This is a genomic window from Secundilactobacillus silagei JCM 19001 (assembly GCF_002217945.1).
GTDB classification, from domain to species: Bacteria; Bacillota; Bacilli; order Lactobacillales; family Lactobacillaceae; genus Secundilactobacillus; species Secundilactobacillus silagei.
This window is the reverse complement of record NZ_BCMG01000002.1, coordinates 110,267-133,468: the sequence shown is the minus strand read 5'-3', so window position 1 is coordinate 133,468 and position 23,202 is coordinate 110,267. Positions and strand designations below refer to the sequence as shown.

14 protein-coding genes are annotated in these 23,202 nt (G+C 45.4%); 1 reads left to right on the top strand and 13 read right to left on the bottom strand.

Going from position 1 to position 23,202, the window contains the following annotated elements:
* Positions 1 to 74 precede the first annotated feature (74 nt).
* The 7 genes from CES79_RS02270 to CES79_RS02240 form a co-directional block, all read right to left on the bottom strand.
* Positions 75 to 9,677, bottom strand: coding sequence for a KxYKxGKxW signal peptide domain-containing protein (locus CES79_RS02270; RefSeq protein WP_225362283.1), 9,603 nt, complete (start codon positions 9,675 to 9,677; stop codon positions 75 to 77).
* A 537-nt stretch (positions 9,678 to 10,214) separates the two neighbouring features.
* Complete coding sequence (gene larD / locus CES79_RS02265) at positions 10,215 to 10,925, bottom strand: D/L-lactic acid transporter LarD (RefSeq protein ID WP_089136187.1); 711 nt, start codon at positions 10,923 to 10,925, stop codon at positions 10,215 to 10,217.
* Between the two features lie 123 nt (positions 10,926 to 11,048).
* Positions 11,049 to 11,285, bottom strand: a complete 237-nt coding sequence (locus CES79_RS02260; RefSeq protein ID WP_225362282.1) for a hypothetical protein — start codon at positions 11,283 to 11,285, stop codon at positions 11,049 to 11,051.
* Positions 11,286 to 11,675: 390 nt separating this feature from the next.
* Positions 11,676 to 12,365 carry a 2,3-diphosphoglycerate-dependent phosphoglycerate mutase gene (locus tag CES79_RS02255; RefSeq protein WP_054654921.1) on the bottom strand — a complete coding sequence of 230 codons (690 nt, stop codon included), beginning with the start codon at positions 12,363 to 12,365 and terminating at the stop codon, positions 11,676 to 11,678.
* Between the two features lie 140 nt (positions 12,366 to 12,505).
* Entirely contained in the window at positions 12,506 to 13,117 is a 612-nt protein-coding gene (gene lepB / locus CES79_RS02250) for a signal peptidase I (RefSeq protein WP_089136186.1), read from the bottom strand.
* 28 nt (positions 13,118 to 13,145) lie between these two features.
* Entirely contained in the window at positions 13,146 to 14,234 is a 1,089-nt protein-coding gene (locus CES79_RS02245) for an AI-2E family transporter (RefSeq protein ID WP_054654917.1), read from the bottom strand.
* A gap of 77 nt (positions 14,235 to 14,311) precedes the next feature.
* Positions 14,312 to 15,247, bottom strand: a complete 936-nt coding sequence (locus tag CES79_RS02240; protein ID WP_225362281.1) for a hypothetical protein — start codon at positions 15,245 to 15,247, stop codon at positions 14,312 to 14,314.
* A 165-nt stretch (positions 15,248 to 15,412) separates the two neighbouring features.
* Here CES79_RS02240 and CES79_RS02235 point away from each other — a divergent pair, with 165 nt between their 5' ends.
* Positions 15,413 to 16,585 carry an SAM-dependent methyltransferase gene (locus CES79_RS02235; protein WP_089136184.1) on the top strand — a complete coding sequence of 391 codons (1,173 nt, stop codon included), beginning with the start codon at positions 15,413 to 15,415 and terminating at the stop codon, positions 16,583 to 16,585.
* Between the two features lie 378 nt (positions 16,586 to 16,963).
* On the opposite strand, the gene CES79_RS02230 is transcribed toward CES79_RS02235, so the two are convergent.
* From CES79_RS02230 to croR, 6 genes are all read right to left on the bottom strand, one after another.
* Positions 16,964 to 17,308 carry an AzlD domain-containing protein gene (locus tag CES79_RS02230; protein ID WP_054654911.1) on the bottom strand — a complete coding sequence of 115 codons (345 nt, stop codon included), beginning with the start codon at positions 17,306 to 17,308 and terminating at the stop codon, positions 16,964 to 16,966.
* Between the two features lie 17 nt (positions 17,309 to 17,325).
* Entirely contained in the window at positions 17,326 to 18,126 is an 801-nt protein-coding gene (locus CES79_RS02225) for an AzlC family ABC transporter permease (protein ID WP_089136183.1), read from the bottom strand.
* Positions 18,127 to 18,453: 327 nt separating this feature from the next.
* Positions 18,454 to 19,752 carry a D-alanyl-D-alanine carboxypeptidase family protein gene (locus CES79_RS02220; RefSeq protein WP_089136182.1) on the bottom strand — a complete coding sequence of 433 codons (1,299 nt, stop codon included), beginning with the start codon at positions 19,750 to 19,752 and terminating at the stop codon, positions 18,454 to 18,456.
* Between the two features lie 150 nt (positions 19,753 to 19,902).
* Positions 19,903 to 21,081, bottom strand: a complete 1,179-nt coding sequence (locus tag CES79_RS02215) for an RNA-guided endonuclease InsQ/TnpB family protein (RefSeq protein ID WP_054654907.1) — start codon at positions 21,079 to 21,081, stop codon at positions 19,903 to 19,905.
* Between the two features lie 229 nt (positions 21,082 to 21,310).
* The gene (locus CES79_RS02210) at positions 21,311 to 22,465 is read right to left on the bottom strand and encodes a sensor histidine kinase (protein WP_089136278.1); all 1,155 of its coding nucleotides are present in this window, start codon (positions 22,463 to 22,465) and stop codon (positions 21,311 to 21,313) included.
* 29 nt (positions 22,466 to 22,494) lie between these two features.
* Positions 22,495 to 23,184, bottom strand: coding sequence for a response regulator transcription factor CroR (croR, locus tag CES79_RS02205; protein WP_054654905.1), 690 nt, complete (start codon positions 23,182 to 23,184; stop codon positions 22,495 to 22,497).
* Positions 23,185 to 23,202: the final 18 nt, after the last annotated feature.

The following is a 23,202-nucleotide window of genomic DNA, read 5'->3' as shown; positions in this document are numbered from 1 at the left end:
TCCTGACTTAAGGTTGCCTGGTTCTGTTCGGCTGCAAGTTCTGTACGACTTGCTTCAGCAGCTGACTGACTGCGTTAGGTTGGAACACCTGTACTATTCGCTTTAGCAGCCGACTGACTGCGTTCTTGTAACTGTGCATAGCCTGCACTTAAATCAGTCTTGCGCGTTACCAAGCCTGCTGAACGGCCAGCTTGAGAATTATTAATATTTCTGCCAACACTATCTACATTAGATCGCTTAGACCGGCCGTTTTGCTTAACTTGTTTAGCACTTCTCTTAGTCTTGGAATGCTGGTTAAAGGCTTCACCTTTGTCTGAAACTCGGGTGATCGAGTTATCTGGTTTAGCAGCTGACTTAGTCGCTTGACTAGCACTCTTAGTACTGCTAATTACTGGTTGATTGGCTTGATTGGCTTGATTAGTTGCATCAGTGGCTTGAGGCGCTTCATTTGTCGTCTGATCGTCATTAACCGGTGCCTCATCAGCCTGAGAAGCCACGTACGTCTGATGACTTGCTGGGTACGTGCTGTTATAACCGTCTTGATAGCCTTGTGGCTGCGTTGCCAAATCAGCTGATGCTTGACCAGTTAAACCATCATTCGTACCGGCAGCTGCACCAGCAGCCTTCGCGTTCTTGTAGAACTGAGCACCAGTCCGGTGACCGTCCGCATAACCGTCTTGATAACCGGTGCTTTCAATCATGTTATCAGCAGCTTTATCAGCGATACCATCGGCTTTACCAGCAGTTTGACCAGCTTGATAATCTGCATCGTAGCTCTTCTTACCAACGGCATAAGCAGCGGTATAGCCATCTTGATAGCCCTGTGGTTGGCCTGTTAGATCATCTGGTACCTGACCTGATAAGCCGGCCATATTACCGGCAGTCCTGCCGGCAGCTTTCGCGTTCTTGTAGAACTGAGCACCAGTTCGATGTCCATCCACATAACCGTCTTGATAACCGGTACTTTCAATCATGTTATCAGCAGTTTTATCAGCGATACCATCAGCTTTACCAGCGGTTTGACCAGTTTGATAATCTGCATCGTAGCTCTTCTTACCAACGGCATAAGCAGCGGTATAGCCATCTTGATAGCCCTGTGGTTGGCCTGTTAGATCAGCTGGTGCCTGACCTGATAAGCCGGCCATATTACCGGCAGTCCTGCCGGCAGCCTTCGCGTTCTTGTAGAACTGAGCACCAGTCCGGTGACCCGTCTGATAACCAGCTTGATAGCCGGCAGTTTGACTAGTATTATCGGTTGTCTTGTTAGCCGTGCCATCGCTTTGACCAGCGGTTTGGCCGGCTTGATAATTTTTATCATAGCTGACCTTACCAGCCTTGTAGCCCTTTTGATAGCCTGTGCTGTAACCCGCTGACTTACCCTTTAGATCTGCGGTTGGTTGACCGTTAGCTCCGGCAGTTGCACCAGCAGTGGTTCCAGCAATCTCATCGAGGTCGTAACTGGCTTTACCAGCTGTGTAACCACTGCTATAGCCGTCTTGGTAGCCTTGCGGTTGGTCCGTCAAATCAGCTGATGCCTGACCTGATAAACCTGCCTTTTTACCGGCAACCGTGCCAGCAGCCTTTGCATTCTTATAAAATTGAGTACCAATTCGATGACCCGTCTGATAACCAGCTTGATAACCAGCTGTCTGACCAGTGTTATCGGTGGCCTTGTTAGCCGTGCCATCGCTTTGACCAGCAGTTTGGCCAGCTTGATAATTTTTATCATAGCTAACCTTACCAGCCGTATAGCCCTTTTGATAACCAGTGCTATAGCCTGCCGACTTACCTTTTAGATCTGCAGTTGGTTGACCGTTAGCTCCGGCAGTTGCACCGGCAGCGGATCCTGTAATCTCATCAAGATCGTAACTAGCTTTACCAGCTGTGTATCCATCTTGATAACCTTGTGGCTGATTCTTTAAATCAGCTGGTATTTGACCCGCTAAGCCGGCTTGAGTCCCAGCATCTTTAGCATGCTCATAGAATTGTTTACCAGTTTCATAGCCATTCGCATAGCCATCCTGATAACCGGTACCCAACTTGCCATTATCAGTGATCTTGTTGGCAGTACCATCAGTCTGGCCAGCCGTTTGACCCGTTTGATAAGCAGTATCATAGCTGGCTTTACTCTTAGCATAAGCACGCTTATAACCATCTTGATAACCTTGTGATTGACCCTTTAAATCAGCTGGTACTTGACCCGCTAAGCCGGCAGTTTTACCAACTGCAGAGCCTTTAGCTTCGTCAGTATCATAACTAGCTTTACCAGCGTCATAAGCCTTAGTATAGGCTTTCAAATAACTCTGTGGCTGTTTTGCCAGATCACTTGCTTTTGGTTTACCTGCCAAACCAGTATCATTACCATCTTGGGTACCCTGCTTGACTTGCTTTTTATAAGCCTGTGTTCCAGCAGTTAGACCGGCGTTGTAACCTTTAACATAACCTGCTGACTTACCTGTCAAATCGGCAGCCTTATTGCCAGCAAATCCAGCAGCAGACCCAGCTGCGGTTCCGGTAATTTCATCACGATCATAACTAGCTTTACCAGCTGTATAACCATCTTGATAACCTTGTGGCTGATTCGTCAAATCAGTTGGTATTTGACCAGCTAAACCAGCTTGGGTTCCATCAGCCTTAGCACGGTCATAGAATTGTGTACCGGTTCTATGGCCATTCACATAGCCGGATCGATACCCAACACTCTGATGACTATTATCTGTAGACTTATTGTTAGTTCCATCGGCTTGACCCGTTGTTTGGCCAGCTTGATAGTCTTTATCATAATTAACCTTGCCAGTTGCATACGCGGTAGCATAGCCGTCTTGGTAACCCTGTGGTTGGCCTTTTACATTGGCTGGTACTTGACCAGCTAAACCAGCTTTGGTCCCATCAATTGTTCCTTGATCCTTTTGGTTTGCGTAAGCCTTGGTCCCTGCTGTATAACCAGTCTGATAACCTTTGCTGTAACCGGCAGACTTGTCTTTCAAATCTACGGGTTGCTTGTCATTAGCTCCAGCAGTTGCACCAGCAGTGGTTCCAGCAATTTCGTCAAGGTCATAACTGCCCTTACCAGTTGTATAACCACTGTTATAGCCGTCTTGATAACCTTTGGATTTACCTGTCAAATCACCGATTGGATTACCAGCAGAACCAGCAAGTTTTCCGGCTTTAGAACCGGTTGTCTTATCATCATTATAACTGTTATTGCCAGTAGTATAGGCTTTCGTATAGGCTGTTTGATAAGCCGTGGTCTCTTTACTGATATCGGCATCTGGCTTACCTGCTAATCCATCAGCACTACCAGCTTTACTACCTTGGGTCGTATCATAAGTGGTCTTAGCGGTCGTATAAGCTGTCGTGTAACCATCCTGATAACCTTTTGATTTGCCTGTCAGATCAGCTGCTGGATCACCTGCGGAACCAGCTGCGGTTCCGGCTTTAGAACCGGTTGTCTTATCAGCATTATAACTGTTATTGCCAGTAGTATAGGCTTTCGTATAGGCTGTTTGATAAGCTGTGGTGTCTTTACTAATATCAGCACCTGGCTTGCCAGCTAACCCATCAGCGCTACCAGCTTTACCACCTTGGGTTGTATCATAAGTGGTCTTAGCGGTCGTATAAGCTGTCGTGTAACCATCCTGATAACCTTTTGATTTGCCTGTCAGATCAGCTGCTGGACCGCCTGCGGAACCATCAGTGGTCCCGACACCTGAACCAGTCTTCTTATCGACAATATAACTGTTATTGCCAGTAGTATAGGCTTTCGTATAGGCTGTTTGATAAGCCGTGGTCTCTTTACTGATATCAGCACCTGGCTTACCTGCTAATCCATCAGCACTACCAGCTTTACTACCTTGGGTCGTATCATAAGTGGTCTTAGCGGTCGTATAAGCTGTCGTGTAACCATCCTGATAACCTTTTGATTTGCCTGTCAGATCAGCTGCTGGACCGCCTGCGGAACCATCAGTGGTCCCGGCACCTGAACCAGTCTTCTTATCGGCAATATAACTGTTATTGCCAGTAGTATAGGCTTTCGTATAGGCTGTTTGATAAGCTGTGGTGTCTTTACTAATATCAGCACCTGGCTTACCTGCTAATCCATCAGCGCTACCAGCTTTACCACCTTGGGTTGTATCATAAGTGGTCTTAGCGGTCGTATAAGCTGTCGTGTAACCATCCTGATAACCTTTTGATTTGCCTGTCAGATCAGCTGCTGGACCGCCTGCGGAACCATCAGTGGTTCCGACACCTGAACCAGTCTTCTTATCGGCAATATAACTGTTATTGCCAGTAGTATAGGCTTTCGTATAGGCTGTTTGATAAGCTGTGGTGTCTTTACTAATATCAGCACCTGGCTTACCTGCTAATCCATCAGCACTACCAGCTTTACTACCTTGGGTCGTATCATAAGTGGTCTTAGCGGTCGTATAAGCTGTCGTGTAACCATCCTGATAACCCTTTGACTTGCCTGTCAGATCAGCTGCTGGATCACCTGCGGAACCATCAGTGGTCCCGGCACCTGAACCAGTCTTCTTGTCGTTGCTGTAACTCGTTTGTCCTGCTTGATAACCATTGACATACCCGGTACTCGTATTCGTCTTACTCTTTGCAACATTAGCGGTACCATCAGTTTTACCGGCTTGATAGTCTCCACTATTGGTCGTGTAGGCCTTCGTATATGCATTCTTGTAAGCTTGCGACTCCTGACTATTATCTGCAGCCGGCTTACCCGTGGACCCATCACTTGTTCCGGCTTGAGTAGCGGTATCATAGGTTGCCTTGCCCGTGGTATAGCCTGCGGTGTAGCCATCTTGATAACCTTTGGACTTGCTCGTCACATCGGCAGCTGGATTGCCAACGGAACCGGCTGCGGTTCCGGCATCCGAACCAGTCTGCTTATCGTTGCTGTAACTCGTCTGTCCGGCTTGATAGCCATTGACATACCCGGTACTCGCGTTCGTCTTACTCTTTGCAACATTAGCGGTACCATCAGTTTTACCGGCTTGATAGTCCCCACTGTTGGTCGTGTAGGCCTTCGTATAAGCATTTTTGTAAGCTTGCGACTCCTGACTATTGTCTGCAGCCGGCTTACCTGTGGACCCATCACTTGTTCCGGCTTGAGTAGCGGTATCATAGGTTGCCTTGCCCGTGGTATAGCCCGCGGTGTAGCCATCTTGATAGCCTTTGGACTTGCTCGTCACATCGGCAGCTGGATTGCCAACGGAACCGGCTGCGGTTCCGGCATCCGAACCAGTCTGCTTATCGTTGCTGTAACTCGTTTGTCCTGCTTGATAACCATTGACATACCCGGTGCTCGTGTTCGTCGTACTCTTGGAATTATTAGCGGTACCATCAGTTTTACCTGCTTGATAGTCTCCACTGTTGGTCGTGTAGGCCTTCGTATATGCATTCTTGTAAGCTTGCGACTCCTGACTATTGTCTGCAGCCGGCTTACCCGTGGATCCATCACTCGTTCCGGCTTGAGTAGCGGTATCATAAGTTGCCTTGCCCGTGGTATAGCCTGCGGTGTAGCCATCTTGATAGCCTTTGGACTTGCTCGTCACATCGGCAGCTGGATCGCCGACGGAACCGGCTGCGGTTCCGGCATCCGAACCAGTCTTCTTATCTGCAGTATAACTATCCTTACCAGTTTGATTCCCAGCCGCATAACCGGCTTGATAACCGGCACTCTGACCAGTTACCGGTTTCGTTGTGTTAGCTTTACCGTCTGTCTCACCAGCACTTTCACCAGTGCCATAATCAGCTTGATAGCTTTGCTTACCGGTTTGATTCCCAGCCGCATAACCGGCTTGATAACCGGCACTCTGACCAGTTACCGGTTTCGTTGTGTTAGCTTTACCGTCTGTCTCACCAGCACTTTCACCAGTGCCGTAATCAGCTTGATAGCTCTGCTTACCGGTTTGATTCCCGGCTACATAACCGGCTTGATAACCAGCACTCTGACCAGTTACCGGTTTCGTTGTGTTAGCTTTACCGTCTGTCTCACCAGCACTTTCACCAGTGCCATAATCAGCTTGATAGCTTTGCTTACCAGTTTGATTCCCAGCTGCATAACCGGCTTGATAACCAGCACTCTGACCAGTTATCGGTTTCTCCGTATTAGCTTTGCCGTCTGTCTCACCGGCACCTTGACCAGTTCTATAATCGGCTTTGTAGCTCTTTTGCCCATCATTATAGCCATTGGTATAACCAGCAGTCTTATCTGTACTGCTTCCCGACTGACCAGCTACACCTGTGGTATAACCAGTTTGATATTCCTTAGCACCGGTATTATATGCTGTCGTATAAGCCGTCTGATAATTGCTGGTTTGTTTGCTGTTATTTGCAGCTTGCTTACCCGTGGTTCCATCACTCGTACCGGCTTGAGTGCCATCATGGATATCCTTAGCCGTATCGTATGCAGTGGTGTAAGCAGTTTGATAGGTTTGCGACTTCGTACCGTTATCTGTAGCGGCCTTGCCAGCTGAACCATCAGCGCTACCAGCTACAGTACCAGCATTGGTATCATAACCAGCATTATAACCATTCTGATAAGCTATAGTTTGACTTGAAGTATCAGTCTTAGCTTTATTAGCAGTAACGTCATTACCACCGTTTGCATAGCCTGATTTATAATCGTTGCTTGCTGCAGTAAATGCCGTATTATAGGCAGTTTGATATATCTGAGTTTGCTTTTGAACATCACCTGGTACCGTCGCACCAGTTTCACCCAAAGCAGTCCCATCATGTGTCCCTTTAGTGCTTTCAAATCCTTGCTGATAACCTGAAATATAATCAGTTGAATTCTTAGCAGCTGTGAGTTGCGTATTCGTTTGTTCAGTCTTGCCAGCAGTGTAATCAGCTTTACCAGCAGCAGCACCCTCATCAAACGTTCCCTGATTAAGGTAAGTGATCTGACCATCAGAGCCAATGGTAACTTTCTGCTGATTATCGCTCGTGGTTGCTTTAGCGTTCTTATGAGTCAAATCAAAGTTTTTATCAGTTCCATGATAGGTCAAGGTTGTTGCACCAATTGTCACTGCTTTATTCATCGGTGCATCCGTTGGTCCAACCGGGCTGCCACCCTTTGTAGTTTCCGTCAAACTAGCTGTGTTATCAGTCGTATTGATTTCAACGTGGGAAGCATCGCCGTCACTCCAGGTTTTATCAACCATGATGACGTTCTTAGTTTTAGTATTAATGGTTACTTGAGTTGTCCCGCCATCAGCATCTTTTTGAACCGGTAACGTAGTTGTTCCGACCATTAACCGCGCTGCTGAATTGCCAAAATTAAGCTTGCTGGCATCAACACCGTAAGCAGTGACAACTTTAGCCTGTCCACTAGCCGTTAAATTAATATCATATTTACCAGCAATCAGGTTTGAATAGCTACCAGTGATCGTTTTACCATCCTGTGTAACTGTCACATCATCGCGGTCCAAGGTAACCGTTGGCGCAATTGTATTGCCACTAGTCGCCAATCCAATTTGCGGCGTTGCACCTGCTGGAATCGTTGTGTCGGCTAGCTTCGGTGATGTCGATTCATATTGAACGGTGTAGGTCGTCCCCGCATCGCTGCCATCACTGGCTGGAATTGCAGTAGCTGCTTTCCAAGTACCACCGGTTGTTGTATAGCCAGAAATGTAGCCATCTTCCTGTTGAATCGGAACTGCCGATAAAGTCGCTGAAAGCTCGATTGGATTACCCTTGGCATCCGTAATCGGTGTCGTCGTTCCGGCTTTTATAGCTGGCGCTGTTTGACCTACTGATGCTTGGCTAACAGCGGGTACTGACGTTCCATCAGGAAGTGTGTAACTTGCCACCGTCCGAGTAGCTGCTGAAGCATTCGTTTTTCTGTAATAAACGTTGAGGGTGTTGTAAGTTCCTTTGGCACCATCAGCTAACGTACTGGTGTTAACAACGTCCATGGTAGTCTTTTGATAATTACCAGTGGCATCCGTGCCAACCGCACCCATAAAGGTATAGCCGCCAATGTCTGGCGCACCATAACTAGCGCTCGTCCCTGAAGTGGTTTCCTCAACGTCCAGCGTATTCCCAACATCGGCATTAATTAACGTCTGTGGTTTGACCGTTGCACCTGAATCGATATCGACGTAGTTAACGGTAACCTTTTGTGAAACCTGTTGCAGCTTATATAGTGTAATTCGGCCTCGACTCAAAACATTGCTGCCGCTACCGCCTAAAGCACTGAACAGTGCAATGGAAGTCGCACCTGGTAATTTCACTTGATCAACCGTTACTTTGCCCAGCGGTTTCGTCATTGCTGAATCAGCAGCATCATAAGCAGCCACTGATAATGTCCCACTGACGTTATTGTCGGCATCTTCAGTGCTGCTATCTGGTGTCCAATCAACGTCAAAAAGTACGTCTAGCTGACTGCCGTTACTCTGTCCAGCAATAGTTGCATCTGGTGTATCTTGATATAACGATTTCGCATTAATACTATTTTTGGTATCAAGCGTTAAATTATTAAAGCCACCATGGCCCGCTGCGTTCATTGCACCAGTTGCAGTAGTCTGACGAATCGTTAAAGTGCCGGGTGCTGAATCATCATCACCAGCATCAGTACTCTGATAGCCATCAAAGCCAAGAAAAGTCGTTGATTTCTGTCCTTGAATTCCAATATCGATAGCGGCATTACTGCTGCTGCCAATACCTGCAAGTTGTGGGTTCACCGGTTGTAAAATAATACCGATCCCGCCACCAGGATCATTTTTCGCCATGTACCATTCACCCTGAATCTTAAATGGCGATGTGGTATCGATTTGGTTCTTGAAGGAGTATGAAGCAGCGACAGCAGTATCATCCGAAGCCAGCTTTACCCATTGTTTACCATTATCATAATAAACCTTGCCGTAATCGTCATGATTTTTACCCTGTGTAGCGATCACAACATGTTTGCTACTATCATTTTTCCCACCTTGGCCGGAAAAATTACCGTCATCTGACGTATAGTATACCGTACCGTCACCAGCAGTATATTGATGGGTTAAACTCCCCGTAACATCCGTTGACATGTTGGCAGTACTTGCCGTTTGACCACCGCCAGTAGCTGGTGCTGGCTTAGTTGCTGAAATGTCGCCTTTATCATCAATGTACTGACCGTTTAATTGATCGATCGTCTTTAAACTAGTTGGCGCTTTCGTGGTAACATTCTCCGCGGCATTTCCGGTACCGTTTACATGTCCTTGGGCGCCATTTGCTTCTTCAGGGGTAGCCGAGGTTGCATCCACTTTATAAGTAAACTGCGGCTGAACAGTGCCACCCGTTTTAGCAGTTGCATCACCCGTTGCTGAGCCTTCATTACCACCAACTGTTGGCGTCTTTGTTTGAGTCGGCGTTTGAGTGTTGACGCTAGGATCAGCAGCATCCGCACCTTTAGGGCTTACTTGATCAGCACTGTTATTACCACCCTGAGTCTGCGCATTATTGCCAGAATCAGCTGAATTAGCAGTGTTTTCAGGACTCACTTGATTAAGGTTTGTACCCTTTTTAGCAGTAGCTTGAACTGTCGCTGAAACGTTAGAATTCACATCAGCATACGCGTCTTGATTTAAAAACATCCAAGAACCCATGGCCATCATAGAGATACTAGCATAGAGAATCCGCTTCCCAGCTTTGTACATCTTATAATGTCTAGTCTCGTTACATTTCATAATCTTATTTCGATTTCTCAAAATCACACGTTCTTTCATTAAAACCAGTTCTAAGCTCTATTGAGGTACTCAGCTATTTTTAATAGACGTTTTCTCAACGACTGTCTTGAAAACCATTTAAATACAGCCTTATACCCTAATAACTTAGCGACAAATATTATCCAAAATCCCCTATTCGACCGCCCTTATTCTCCCTGTTTTGGGGCGATAATTTCAGGATGACATCTACCGTCATCTTAAATACTGATATCTATAATACTTATATATTTAAGGTAACCATTAAAAATCCTCATCATTTTTATCGTAGTCCTAAATTAGAACAATTTACAGTGTCATGTCCCGTATTTTTTCAATAAATTTATCTGCTAAGACTACTATGCCGTTATAAATAAAGCTTAATTTTTTAGCGGAATCCCGCGCTTTGTAGGCAAGACAGCCGACAAAAAAGCTAAGAACCATGGTGCGTGTCCTTAGCTTTTTAAAAATAAGAAATTGCTTATTAAAATCAATCAATATTATTGATTAACTGTCATCGTATTAGATGCCCAAATAAAGTTTGGCAAACATCGCTGCTGCCACCGCACCACCAAATGGCGCAATTCCTGGAACGATCAGCCCATATTGCCAGTCACTAGCTGCCTTGTTCTTAATCGGTAGAATCGCGTGCGCAATTCGTGGTCCCAGGTCCCGGGCTTGGTTCATCGCAAATCCAGTAGGACCGCCCAGTCCCATCCCAATTGCCCAGACTAACAGGCCAACACCAATCGGCACCATCTCTGGCGCGTTAATTCGAGAAATAGCAAGGATTCCCGTTAAGAATAGGAAGGTATCAAAGAATTCGACAAAGAAATTCCGTGGCAAGTTCCGAACTGCCGGTGCCGTTGAAAAAATGTTTCGAATGGTTTCTGGATCAACTTTGTCATAGGAATGTTTGAATGAATCGGCGTACATCACGTAGACGATCAATGCCCCCACAACCCCGCCGGCCATTTGAAAAATAGCTGTTTCAATAAATGTAATAAAGGTCATTTTGCCTAATAAGAATTCACAGAAAGCCATTGCTGGGTTGATCGTGACGTTACCGAAAATAAATAGCGCCATGGAAATACCAAACGCCCACGTTGTAATTGCGAATAAGTGACCGGAACCGTGGTACTTTGTATCGTTTAACACTGTGTCAGCGTGGACACCCACCCCAAATAAAATCATAAGGGCCGTGCCCATAAACTCTGCCATTAGTTGATGCATCTCTTTTATGCCATCCCAATCTCTTAGTATTTAGTTTTAATTGACTTCATTTGCCACAAAAAAATACCCCTGGATTCGTTGACTGGCGAACTTCAGAGGTATTGCTAACTCTGCCGTTAATGACTACGCAACTGTATTATGATCATCTAAAACATGTTGGAACGAAACGACGCCATCCGTCAGATTGGCTTTAAATAATCCCTTAATATGGGTGTTTTCATCCGTGACGACGACGAAGTACTCGCCCTCATTTTCCTTTGAACGCTCAAAGGTTTCGTATTCACCCTTAAAACCGTTCTTTCTAAAGATCCCGATGATTTTTAACATTTCTCGTTGACTGACTTCTGTTTCGTTGTTCAAGTTTAATACTCCTGTTCAATTAAAGTTTATTTTTGTTTATTCCATTATTAAACGCAATTTAGCGCAGAAAAATGACCACCCACGAGCCAGACTTGATAGCCCGTTAGTGATCATCTTTTTTGTTTTTAGTTACGTGGTTGAAACTGGTTGTGCAGGGTAATCTGCAACATAGCTGAAACGTGTTGCAGCAGGCAAGGAGCTATGTGTAAGCCAACTTCGGCATAAATCCAAACCCAGGATTTATGCTCTGTTACGCCTACATAGCTGAAACGTGTTGCACAGACCAGATTGCTGCATGTAAGTCACTTATGACATAAATCCAAAACCGGGATTTTTGCCATAAGCGCCTTACACACCGCAATCTAAACGGTCTGTTCCACACTCTGTTCTTTAGCCCAGCTTACTCTTCTTCAACACATTCAACTTTTCATCAAAGTCATAAATAACTGGTTGGCCAGTCTTCATTTCCAAGTTGATGATATCTTCATCAGAGATACCTTCAATGTACTTGCTTAAGGCACGTAATGAGTTACCGTGGGCTGCAATGATGATGTTCTTGCCATCAAGCAACTTAGGTGCAACTTCATCTTCCCAGAATGGCATAACCCGTTCCAAGGTAACCTTTAAGTTTTCACCACCAGGCACGATGTTAGGATCCAAGTTAGCATAACGACGGTCCTTAGATGCTGAACCTTCATCATCAGCCTTCAGCAATGGTGGCAAAACATCGTATGAACGACGCCAGATGTGGACTTGTTCGTCACCGAACTTCTTGGCTGCTTCAGCCTTGTTTTGGCCTTGTAATGCACCGTAGTGACGTTCGTTCAAACGCCAAGTCTTCTTTTCTGGAATCCAGAGTTGGTCTGAGTATTCCAAAGCGTAATGCAACGTCTTGATGGCACGAGTTAAAACAGAAGTGTAGGCATAGTCGAATTGAATGCCTGCTTCCTTGAGTAACTTACCAGCGTTGATAGCTTGCTTAACACCTTCATCGCTAAGATCAACGTCAACCCAACCAGTAAATTGGTTAGATAAGTTCCATTCACTTTGACCGTGACGGATCAATACTAATTTAGCCATTAGTTAAATACCTCTTTCTTCTTTTAATTACCAAACCATTTTACACCAAATCACTGGTAATTTCAGTACCAATTAGCGCTTCACATGAAGAAAGCGGGTTCAATCCTTAATTAGATTGAACCCGCCCATAATTTGTGAAATTAATTTTGATAATCATTAATGATCTTGTGGTTGCCTTTCCAGAAACCGACCTTCACGACCCCGACCATCTTGCTCTTAGGAACGAAGCCATACATCCGGCCGTCTTCAGAAACGCTGCGGTGATCTCCCATCACGAAGTAGCAGTTCTTCGGCACTTTGTTGACCCGGTTATTACCGATTGCCAGGCTCCACTTGTTGCTCCAGTCGTTTTGACGAGCAGCGGAAACCAGGTTAAACCCGTTCGTATAGCCGGCCACCGTACCAGCTTGCTGCTGATACTTAGAAATAAAGTTCTGCGCCTGATACTTGCCGTTCACGTAAAGCTTACCGGTCTTAGAATAACGAATTGAATCCCCTGGTAAACCAATGACCCGCTTCACGTAATTTTCCTTTGGTGCGGCGTTAGGATCCACGCCAGAAGCATCAAAAACGATCACGGAATACCGTTTAACGGATGCCGTTTTAACCGCGACGACTCGTTGACCATTCTTTAAATTAGGCTCCATTGACGCCCCATCAACGTTGACCGGTACCAGCCAGAAGAACCGAATACCAAGTGCCAACAAGAGACCAATTGCGATGGGTATCAGCCATGAAAGTGTTTTTTTCAAACTAAAACCTCCAATTTGTTAGACAACGTCATCGCTTTTTGTCTTCAGACTTCCAGCGTTTACGTTGCGCTTTAATTTTTTCTTTTAATTCTGTGGGTGCGACGTATAACCCGTGAGCTTTCTTCACGCCTAAAATATCCAGGAAAAAGGTGAAGATCGGCACACTGACGATCAAACCCCAGATGCCCCACATCGCTTCACCTGCCAATAATACCACGAAAGTATAGAAAATCGGCAATTCAGTTTTACTGGACATCAATTTTGGATTAAGCACGTAAGCTTCAATCACGTGAACCACCAGCAGTAAGATCAATATCGTAGCGACATCTTTAGCGCCGCCAACCGCGTAACCGAGGATGCTTAGCGGAACAGCCGAAATAATGACCCCCGCCACGGGAACCAGACTGAGAACGAAAATCATAATGGCCACGGCTAATAACTGCGGCATGTGCAGGAACGCTAAACCAACCGTTGTGACCACCGTGTTGAAGATCGCAATCAAAAACTGGGCTTCAAGAACGACCCCAAAAGTATCCGCAAACTTGTGACCAAAGTAGGAAATGTCTTGGAAGAACCAGCCATAATCGCTGCTTAAGAAGAGCTTTGAAAAGGCGTCCATCGGTTTCAGTTCAATCGTATAAAAGAAACTCAGGATAATCGACAAAACGAACGTCACCCCAAATGACCCAATACTCGTAATGTAATCAACGATGACTTTCAAACCGCCCTTAACTTGCGGCAAGAGGTGAGACTTGGCCAACCAGTCTGAAACCAGCCTGACCGTTTGGTTCGTATCGTTAGCCGAATTTTGGTAGAAGTTATAAATCGACTGAACGGAAGAGATCACCTGCGCGGTAATTTTGGGAATGTAGATCGTAATGGCAAAATACAGGCCAATAATCAGCAAAGCGTAGACCACGATCACGATCAGCTGATACGGTATGCGGACGTGCCGTTGAATGGCTCGAATCAGCCGAATGATCAAAAACGTAAAGATAAAGGTCAGCAAGATCTTGCTCATTTCAGATCTGACTAGCCACAGAAAACCAATCAAAATCCCTAAAACGACCCATCGCCGTAAAATCACGTTGTTAACAAAGCGCTGATATAAACTCATAGCGTCCCTTCCCTCTTGAAGTTAATGAAAAGAGCCCTTGCTGCCACTCCAGTCGTGGCCAAACAGGGACCATTTTGTTACTTATATGTCTTTTGTGCGTATGCTTTAAATGAAATACCGGCCTTATTAGCAGCAATCAAACCAGTTCTAATATCTTGATCGGAGAAGCTGCCAGCAGGGACGTTGATTGCAGATAAGGTTTTTCGGGCGCTGGCAATTTGAGCAGCCGTAATGGCCTTACCATTAATTTCAGTCTGCGATTTTTTAACTGTAAATTCGTTGGAACCCTTATAGTTCTTAGCGGCCTGTTTTTCAGAATTCGTCAGCCCCGTTGTGCGACTGCTGCTACTGCTGTCGCTACTGGCATTGGCTGAACTGGAATCAGCTGAGCTTGACGCACTATTCGGGGTGCTTGAACTAGGATCAGAAGTCCCATCGCCGCCGTGTTTAATGGCCTTATTATTAGCGCTGCGCAGATCGACCGCGTGGTTGTAAATATTGGTATAGTAGCTTTGCTTAGCAGCGGCATCCTTAAAGATCCGGTCCAAAGTTGCGTTAGACGCTTCGTAAGACTGTCCCTGATTTTGAGTTAAGGCCTGATCGTAAACATCTTGGAAAGTTTCCGCTTTAAGCTGAACCGTCTTCAGCAGTTTCAACGCTGTTTTGGCACGGTTACGTAACATTGACGAGCCTGATTTGGCGTTCTTGACCTTCGTGTAATCTGACTTGGCGGTACTAAATTCGTGATCAGACATTGCTGATTGCGCTGACACAAAGTTTTGAGTCTGAGTCAAATGGCCCTGTGCCTGCTGATCATTGGTGCGGTGACGCAATGCATCTTGAAAAGCCGATTCAGCAATTGAATAGTTCTCTTTGCTGACGGCTTGTCTACCAGTTGTCATCGCTGCTGTATAGGCCTTCTGCGTAATATGATGGCTCGTAAAGGTCACCCCGCCAATCACGGCGATAATTACGACGGCCACAATGGTCCAAATCCACTTTTTCAATGTCATTTCTCCTTCTTTTAGCTATATTACCCATTATTATACCATGTTGCCAATTCCTACGGCAGTAGCGATTTTTAAGATTGCCTAAATCCCCCAAAAGTACAAACTTGACGGCAAAGCGTATAATTAATGTTTGTATACAGTATTTTTGAAAGAGAGGATTGAAAGTTCATGCTTGAAAAAACGTTTTATAAAACCTTTCTGAGCCGTTCATTTAACATCCCAGTTAAAGTCACTTACTGGGACGGCAAAACAGAAACCTATGGGGATGGCGAACCTGAAGTTCACATTACCTTTAACGAACCGATTCCAATTAGTGATATTCGGAAAAACGCTTCGATTGCCCTTGGCGAAGGCTACATGGATAAAAAAATTGAAATTGACGGCAGTATCGAAAAACTGATCACTTCAGCGTACACAACTGCGGACAGTTTCTTCCATAACAATAAATTCATCCACTTCTTACCCAAACAAAAACACGGTGAAAAGGAAAGTAAGCAGGATGTCCAAAGCCATTATGATTTAGGCAACAACTTCTACAAGTTATGGCTGGATAAAACTATGACTTATTCTTGTGCCTATTTCGAACACCCCGATGATGATCTGGAAACAGCCCAAATTAACAAAGTTCACCACATTATCAATAAACTCAATCCGCAGCCGGGCCGGACCCTACTGGATATTGGCTGTGGCTGGGGAACTTTGATGCTGACGGCTGCTAAGGAATACCATTTAAAAGTCACCGGTGTCACGTTGAGTCAGGAACAGTATGATCTGGTGCAAAAGCGGATCACCGAAGACCACCTTGAAGACGTGGCCGAAGTCCTGTTAGTTGACTATCGTGAGCTAGGTGACCGTCAGTGGGATTACGTCACCTCCGTGGGCATGTTTGAACACGTAGGTGAAGAAAACCTTGGTGAGTACTTCAAGGACGTTGCCAAGTATCTGAGACCGGATGGTGTGGCATTGATCCACGGTATTACCCGGCAAGGCAAGGGTGCTAACAATGGCTGGCTCAACAAGTGGATCTTCCCGGGTGGCTACGTCCCAGGCTTAACCGAAAATATCCAGCATATGTTGGATGCCGGCTTACAGATTGATGATCTGGAAGCTCTGCGTCGGCACTATCAAAAAACCACGGAAATCTGGGATAAGAACTTCAAGGAACATGTCCCAGAGATCACGGATATGATGGACGAGCGCTTCGTTAGAATGTGGGACCTCTACTTGCAGGCCTGCAGTGCATCGTTTGCATCAGGTAACATTGATGTCATGCAGTTCCTATTGTCAAAGGGCGCGTCTGCTAAGAGTCTGCCGATGACGAGGGATTATATGATGAAGTAGCAGGTGCGAAAGTGGGCGGTTAGAGAGTGGAGTGTAAGGTATCGACCGTGAAAACCCCGGTTTTGGGTTTTGACGGTCGATGCCTTACATGCAACTCTCTGTCCACTTGAGCCAGTTTCAGCTATGTAAAATCATAGGTGCAAAAGCAGGCGGTTAGAGACTGGAGCCTAAGGCGCTTTTGGTAGAAATCCCCGATTTTGGGATTTGTACCGAAAGTGACTTAGGTGCAAGTCTCTGCCTACTTGAGCCAGTTTCGACTATATAAACTCAAAGAACCAAAAAAGCAGCCCCAACGTCAGTCAATTAAGACCAACGTTCGAGCTGCTTTTATCTATTTAAAAACACAATTTCAAATTTAAATTCAAACCGTAATACCCGTCACAACACGACCGCCAATATAAACACACTCGCCAGCCCCACGACCACCGAAAGTGCCATGGACCGCGTGAAGTAAGCAATCAAGCCCACGATCACTGAAGCGATGAGTTCCGGTATGTGATGCACGACATCAAATTGATAGGTCGGACTCACAAGAACATCCTTCACGACCAGTGCTGTAAACAGTGAAACTGGTATGAACTTCATCCATTCGTTGAACCATTCCGGAATTTTACGTTGCGTAAAAATCTTAATGGGCAGGTAACGTGGTGCAAAGGCCACAAAGAACCCCAAAATAACTAATAAGAGATGTTGCGTTGTATCCCAGTGATTTACTGCTGCCATATCTGTCCCCTACTTAATTAATTCTCGTCCGACTCTTCAACTGCTGCCTCTTTACTGCCAGGGCTCTTGACCGAATAAAGGAACCGACTGTTGGGCTTCTTTTTCCGGAGATAATGCTCAAGCGCAAAACCAATAAATGATGAGATCAACGTCGAGATCACTAATCCTAACGTACTCTTTGTCAGTACTAGGAAGAAGACTGCCAATACCGCTGCGATCAAGCCAACCAGAATGGTCAGCCGGTTCTTGACTTGCATGATGATCATGTAGAGGAACAGCGCCGTTAAGGCAAAGTGAACAACGGTTAAATCGATCTTCAGCGCACTGCCGATCAAACTTCCAACCAGGTTACTAACGGTCCAGAATAGCAATGAATAATGTTCAACCATCAAGGCTTCCCGGGGTGTCCACTTCTTATCAGTGGCAAATTTTAAATAGTTCACCGCGTAGTTTTCATCGTTCATCGACACTGAAAAAATCAGTTTGAAACGTTCTGACGTCCCAATCAAGTATTTTGATAGACTTGATCCCAGCAGCGCGTAACGCAATTCCAGGAAGAACAGCATTAGCACAATGGACAGCAGTGGTGCGTTAATCGTCAGCATGGACGCAATCATAAATTGCGCACCACCTGAGAAAATAAAAATTGACACAAGCCCAGTTAGAATCGTGTTAAACCCAGCAGCGTGCAAAAGGACACCGCAGGCCAATCCGATCGGTATGTAACTTAGGTTCAATGGCATCGCTACTTTTAACGTCGAACGCCATTTGGGCTCATTTGGATCTGGCACTAGTTTTGTCAAGAATGATGCCTCCATAAAAGGTAGAGTGGCGGAACAGACGATTAGGAGTCAGTCGCTAAGCGGTGACCCCCTGCCTGTTGGCACACGTTTTGGTCAGGAAAATGAGGCCACACTAAATGGCCCTCCTAATCGCAATCATGCATCCGCTCCATAAATCGACATTACACAATACAAGGTCATTTTAACATGTTTTATTCTGTTTTCCTACGTTGTTTTCACAAGTTAACGCGTCAAGAAAGCGGTATCTTTTAATTTAGTGATTACCCTGAGCAATGAATCACGAACACTATTTATCGTGTGTTTTTAGATAATTCGTAGTTTATATATTATTCACGATTTTGTTTAAAATAACGACCAGAAATATCGCCAAGTACGAACTAACCAATTTGCTTGATTTATATCATTTATCGTCTTAATTGGCAGTTTTAAAGTCCCGGTCTGGTCAATTTGTGAAATTGGTTTTCCAGCCAGCGACAATTGCACTTGACCCACTGTGGTGTTCGCAGCGACTGGCGCTTTTAAGCCGTTTTCTTCCCGGTGGTTTTTGGCAATCAGGACTTTTGACCGGAACTGATTGCGGTTTTGATGCCGGCCGATCCAGACCGTGGTTGGTTTCGCCACCGTGGTTTCGGCTGTTAGGCTCTTCCCCATTGGCACTTTAATATTACTCAACTGGAAAGTCTGCGCCGTTAATCTCACCGGCTGATAGCTGGCATAGACCCAGTTCATTAAATGCCGCGTCTGGATGAACCGGGCTGGGTCACCGGTCTTTTTATTGCGCGCGTGCATCACAACGGTAATGATTCGATCACCATTATTGCGCTTAACGGTACCGACGAAGTTACCACCGGCTGCGGTAGACGTCCCGGTTTTCAGGCCATCCACCGGTAAGGCTGGATCGTACTGACTTTCGCCTTTAAGCATCATATTCCAACTATTCATCAGCGTCTGGTCGTGGCCGCCCTTATCAAACCAGGCTTTAGACTGACTGGTGGTCTGCAGGATTTCTGGATACTGCTTTAATAGCAGCTGGGATAATCGCGCAACGTCAGTAGCTGACATCGTGTTTTCGTCATTTTTAGCCACGGATGAATAGCCAAGCTTGCCGGCCTGACCGTTCGTGATGCCCGAAGCCGTCACGATGTGAGCGCTGTTTAAATGCAGCTGCCGGGCAGTTGACCGCATCTTGTTGATAAATTGATGTGGACTGCCAGAAACCGCGTTCCCCAGTGCCGAAACGGCCGCGTTAGCTGAAGTGATCAACGCCGCTTGGTAGAGTTCCCGCACGGTATAGGTGCGGTTAGCGCTCAACGGCACGTTCGTCAGTTTAGGGTTCCGGCTCATTTTCGCGATTTCTGGACTAATTGCAACTTGTTGATTCCAATGCAGCCGCCCTGACTTAATGTTCTCTAGCACGATATAAATTGACAGTAATTTAGTCATGGACGCAATCGGCAGTTTTTGCTGGTCATTTTTTTGATACAGGATCTGACCAGATTGCGCGTCAATCGCAATTGCTGACTTAACTTGTAACGCTGGTGCAGCCGCCTTAGCTGACAGCCCGCCAGCCATTAACGCAATAATAAACAGACAAAAAAATAACCCCGTTTTCAGGCTATTTTTAAGTGTTTTAACTAACATAGTTCCCTGCTACTGATAACTTATAAAAAGTTAACGATTATTCTTGCTTCATCCTATCCTGTCTCGCGTAATGCTCGCTACTGCAGTTTATATGATAGTCCACAAGCGTCAATTTCCGGCTAGCCACCGGTACATGCTTTGCGCCTTGGTTTAGTAGGCTAAGGCAAAGTTTTTAGTATCCCTAATATTCAGGGCAGCATTCAAATCACGATCATTGGTGTAATTGCAATTAGGACAGTGATAAGTGCGCTCACTCAGTTTCAAGCTAACTTTCTTAGTTCCGCAGTTATGGCAGAGTTTAGAAGTTGGTTCAAAACGCCAAATTAAATGTACTGGAATCCCTAACTGCTGACACTTAGCAATCAGCTTCACTCTAAAATTGTAAAAACCTTGTTGAGCGATAGCTTTAGCCAAATGGCGATTCTTTAACATACCACCAACATTCAAATCTTCTAAAGCGACCCACTGTGGCTTGGCTCTCACCACAGTGGCAACAATCTTATTTTGATAATCGATTTGAATATTAGTTAACCGTTGATAGAGCCGTTGCACTTTCAGCTGAGTTTTGGCTAGGTTTAAATCAGTAGCAGATCTGCCTTCCTTCTGTTTTCTAGCTTTCAGTGCACGATACTGGCGTGATAATTTTCTTTGCAGCCGTCGGAGCCGTTTTCTAATTCGTTGCAGGCGACTACTTTTGTTCTGATTACTATAGGATGAACCATTACTTAAGATGGCAAAATTTTTCAAACCCAAGTCAATACCGATAGGGTTACCATCTAATATAGGTTGAATCGAACCAGCTTGTTCCACAACACAGGTCAGATAATACCGACCAGCTTTAACTTTCACCCGCCCGTGTTTAATGACAAAGTGTTCAGCATCTGTAGGAATATAGCTGAATTCTTTCAACCGTATCCAGCCCAGTTTAGGTAATTTAATCCGGTGCCGTTCACAAGCAATAATTCGTTTCTGACCGTTTTTAACGAAGTAGTAACTGCCTTGACCGCGTTTAAACGAGCGCCAATGCGGATAACCATTTAGCTTCTTAAAGAACCGTTTCATAGCTGTATCCGCATCAATAAACGCTTGTTTAATAGACTTGGCAGATAATTCTTTGATCCACTGATCATCTGGATTAGTCTCCAAATAATCATGATTAAACCACTTAGAAAACTCATAGGCACTCATATAGTGATAACCACACTCATAACGTTGACGATTAATATCTAAAAAGAGGTTGTAGGCCCAGCGACTACCGGATATTTGCTGATTGATCCGCCAAGCCTGCTGGTTAGTTGGCTTAAGCTCAACTTTGTAGGTAATTAACATCTCGTTTTTCCCGTCTACTTAAATTTAGTAACCCACTTTATCCGCTGGGTTCGTGATTATTATACCGGATAAAGACATTTAAAAGTTATTTTAAGGGAATTATGAGGGAAACTATTTTCAAAATCAGTCAGTTCATTTAAGACTAAAAGAACAGCACGATGTTGTTTCCCTTTAATAAGTTTTTAGAGACTTTTATAACAAAATAATAACTACTCATTCTTCCACGAGATTATTTTTCATGCGTATCTTTTAATTGAATCCCATTTTTAATCGGTAAGTGAATCACGAACCGGGTCCAGTCATCAGTTGAGGTCACGTAAATGTACCCACCGTGGCGCTTAACGATACTTTGAGCAATGGCCAACCCAAGTCCAGTACCGCCCGTCGCCTTAGAACGGGAGCCTTCGACCCGGTAAAAACGTTCGAACACTTGTGATAACGAGGCTTCCGGAATTTTCTTACCGTCATTTTCAACGCTGATGACCACTTCTTTATCGTCCGGCTGTTTGGCGCGCAGATTAATATGCTTGCCGCCTTCACCGTACTTTAACGCGTTGGTGATCAAATTATTGAAGACCCGACCCAGCTTTTCACCATCCGCCTCAATGCGCATGGGTTTATCAGGCATATCAATGTTAATGGCCATGCCCTTTTCCCCAGCCTCCAGTTCAAAACTGGCAGCCAGCTGTTCCAGCATTTGCCCGATATCTAAGGTCGCTAACGACAAGGGGGTATCAGTCTGGCGCATCTTGGTGTAGACGAACAGATCATCTACCAAGGACTTCATCTGCTTAGCCTTATTGAACGCCGTATTGGTGTATTTTAACAGTTCATCTTCTGAATGATACTGCCGGTCTTCCACCAGCCCGAGATAGCCAATGATCGAGGTCAATGGTGTCCGTAGATCGTGGCTGACGTTGGTGATCAGTTCATCCTTTGATTTTTCGATCTTACGTTCCTCATCCATTGAAGCGATGACGGAATCGACTAGCGCGTTCACCGATGTGATGACCCGCTGCGTGTCCCCCTTGATCGTAAAGGGGATTCGGTGGTCAAAATGACCGTTAGCAATGTAGTGCAGTTCACCGATAATGTGGCGTAACTGCATCTGCCGGTACCGGCGGATCAGCCGCCAGTAAACCACGCCAGCATCAAAGACGAGCATCAGGACAATAAAAATATTCTCCCAGCTCCAAAGCTGATAGTGGTCGGGACCGATAAAGACGGACCGTTTAATGATGAAGATCCCATCTTGCAGCCCCGGATTGGTCTGAATCATTTCATTTAAAAGCACGATCACCGAAAGATTAAGCAACAGCAAAAGCACGACAGTCACGATACCTTCCATGATTAGCGCGCTTTTTTCTCTTGCTGTCAGTTTCATACTAGTACTATCTGTATTCATACTTACCCCTAGTGTGTTTCAATCTTGTAACCGACACCCCAAACAGTCTGAATAACCTTCTCGCCGCCAGTCGCGTCTTCGATCTTGTCACGTAAATGAGAAACGTGAACCATCACCGTTTTGGCTGAAACGATGGATTCCTGCCGCCAGACCCGTTCGAAAATCTCATCAGCTGAAAAGACCCGGTTCGGATGACTGGCCAAGAGGTAGAGAATGCCGAATTCCAGCGCGGTCAGGTTCACCAACTTGCCAGACAGCGTCTTGACTTCGTGAGAATCCTTGTTGATCGTTAATGAGCCAATGTCTAAAACGTCTGGCTTTTCGTCGGTCACGTGATCGGATGCCCGCCGTAACAGTGATTTGACCCGGGCCATGACTTCCAGTGGGTTAAACGGCTTAGTGACATAGTCATCACCGCCGCTGACCAGGCCTTGAATCTTATCCATATCATCCGTTTTGGCTGATAAGATCAAGATCGGCAGCTCAGAATCTTTCCGAACTTCCTTGATCACTTCGATACCGCTCATTTCCGGCATCATAATATCGAGGATCATCAAACCGATATCGGGTGTGGTATGGAGCTTCGTCAGGGCTTCTTTCCCATTATAAGCTGAAATGGGTTCGTAACCTTCATTTTTAATGTAGATTTCCAGTAATTGCGCAATTTCTTTGTCGTCATCAACAACTAAAATTTTCATGGTTTTAAGTTCTCCTTA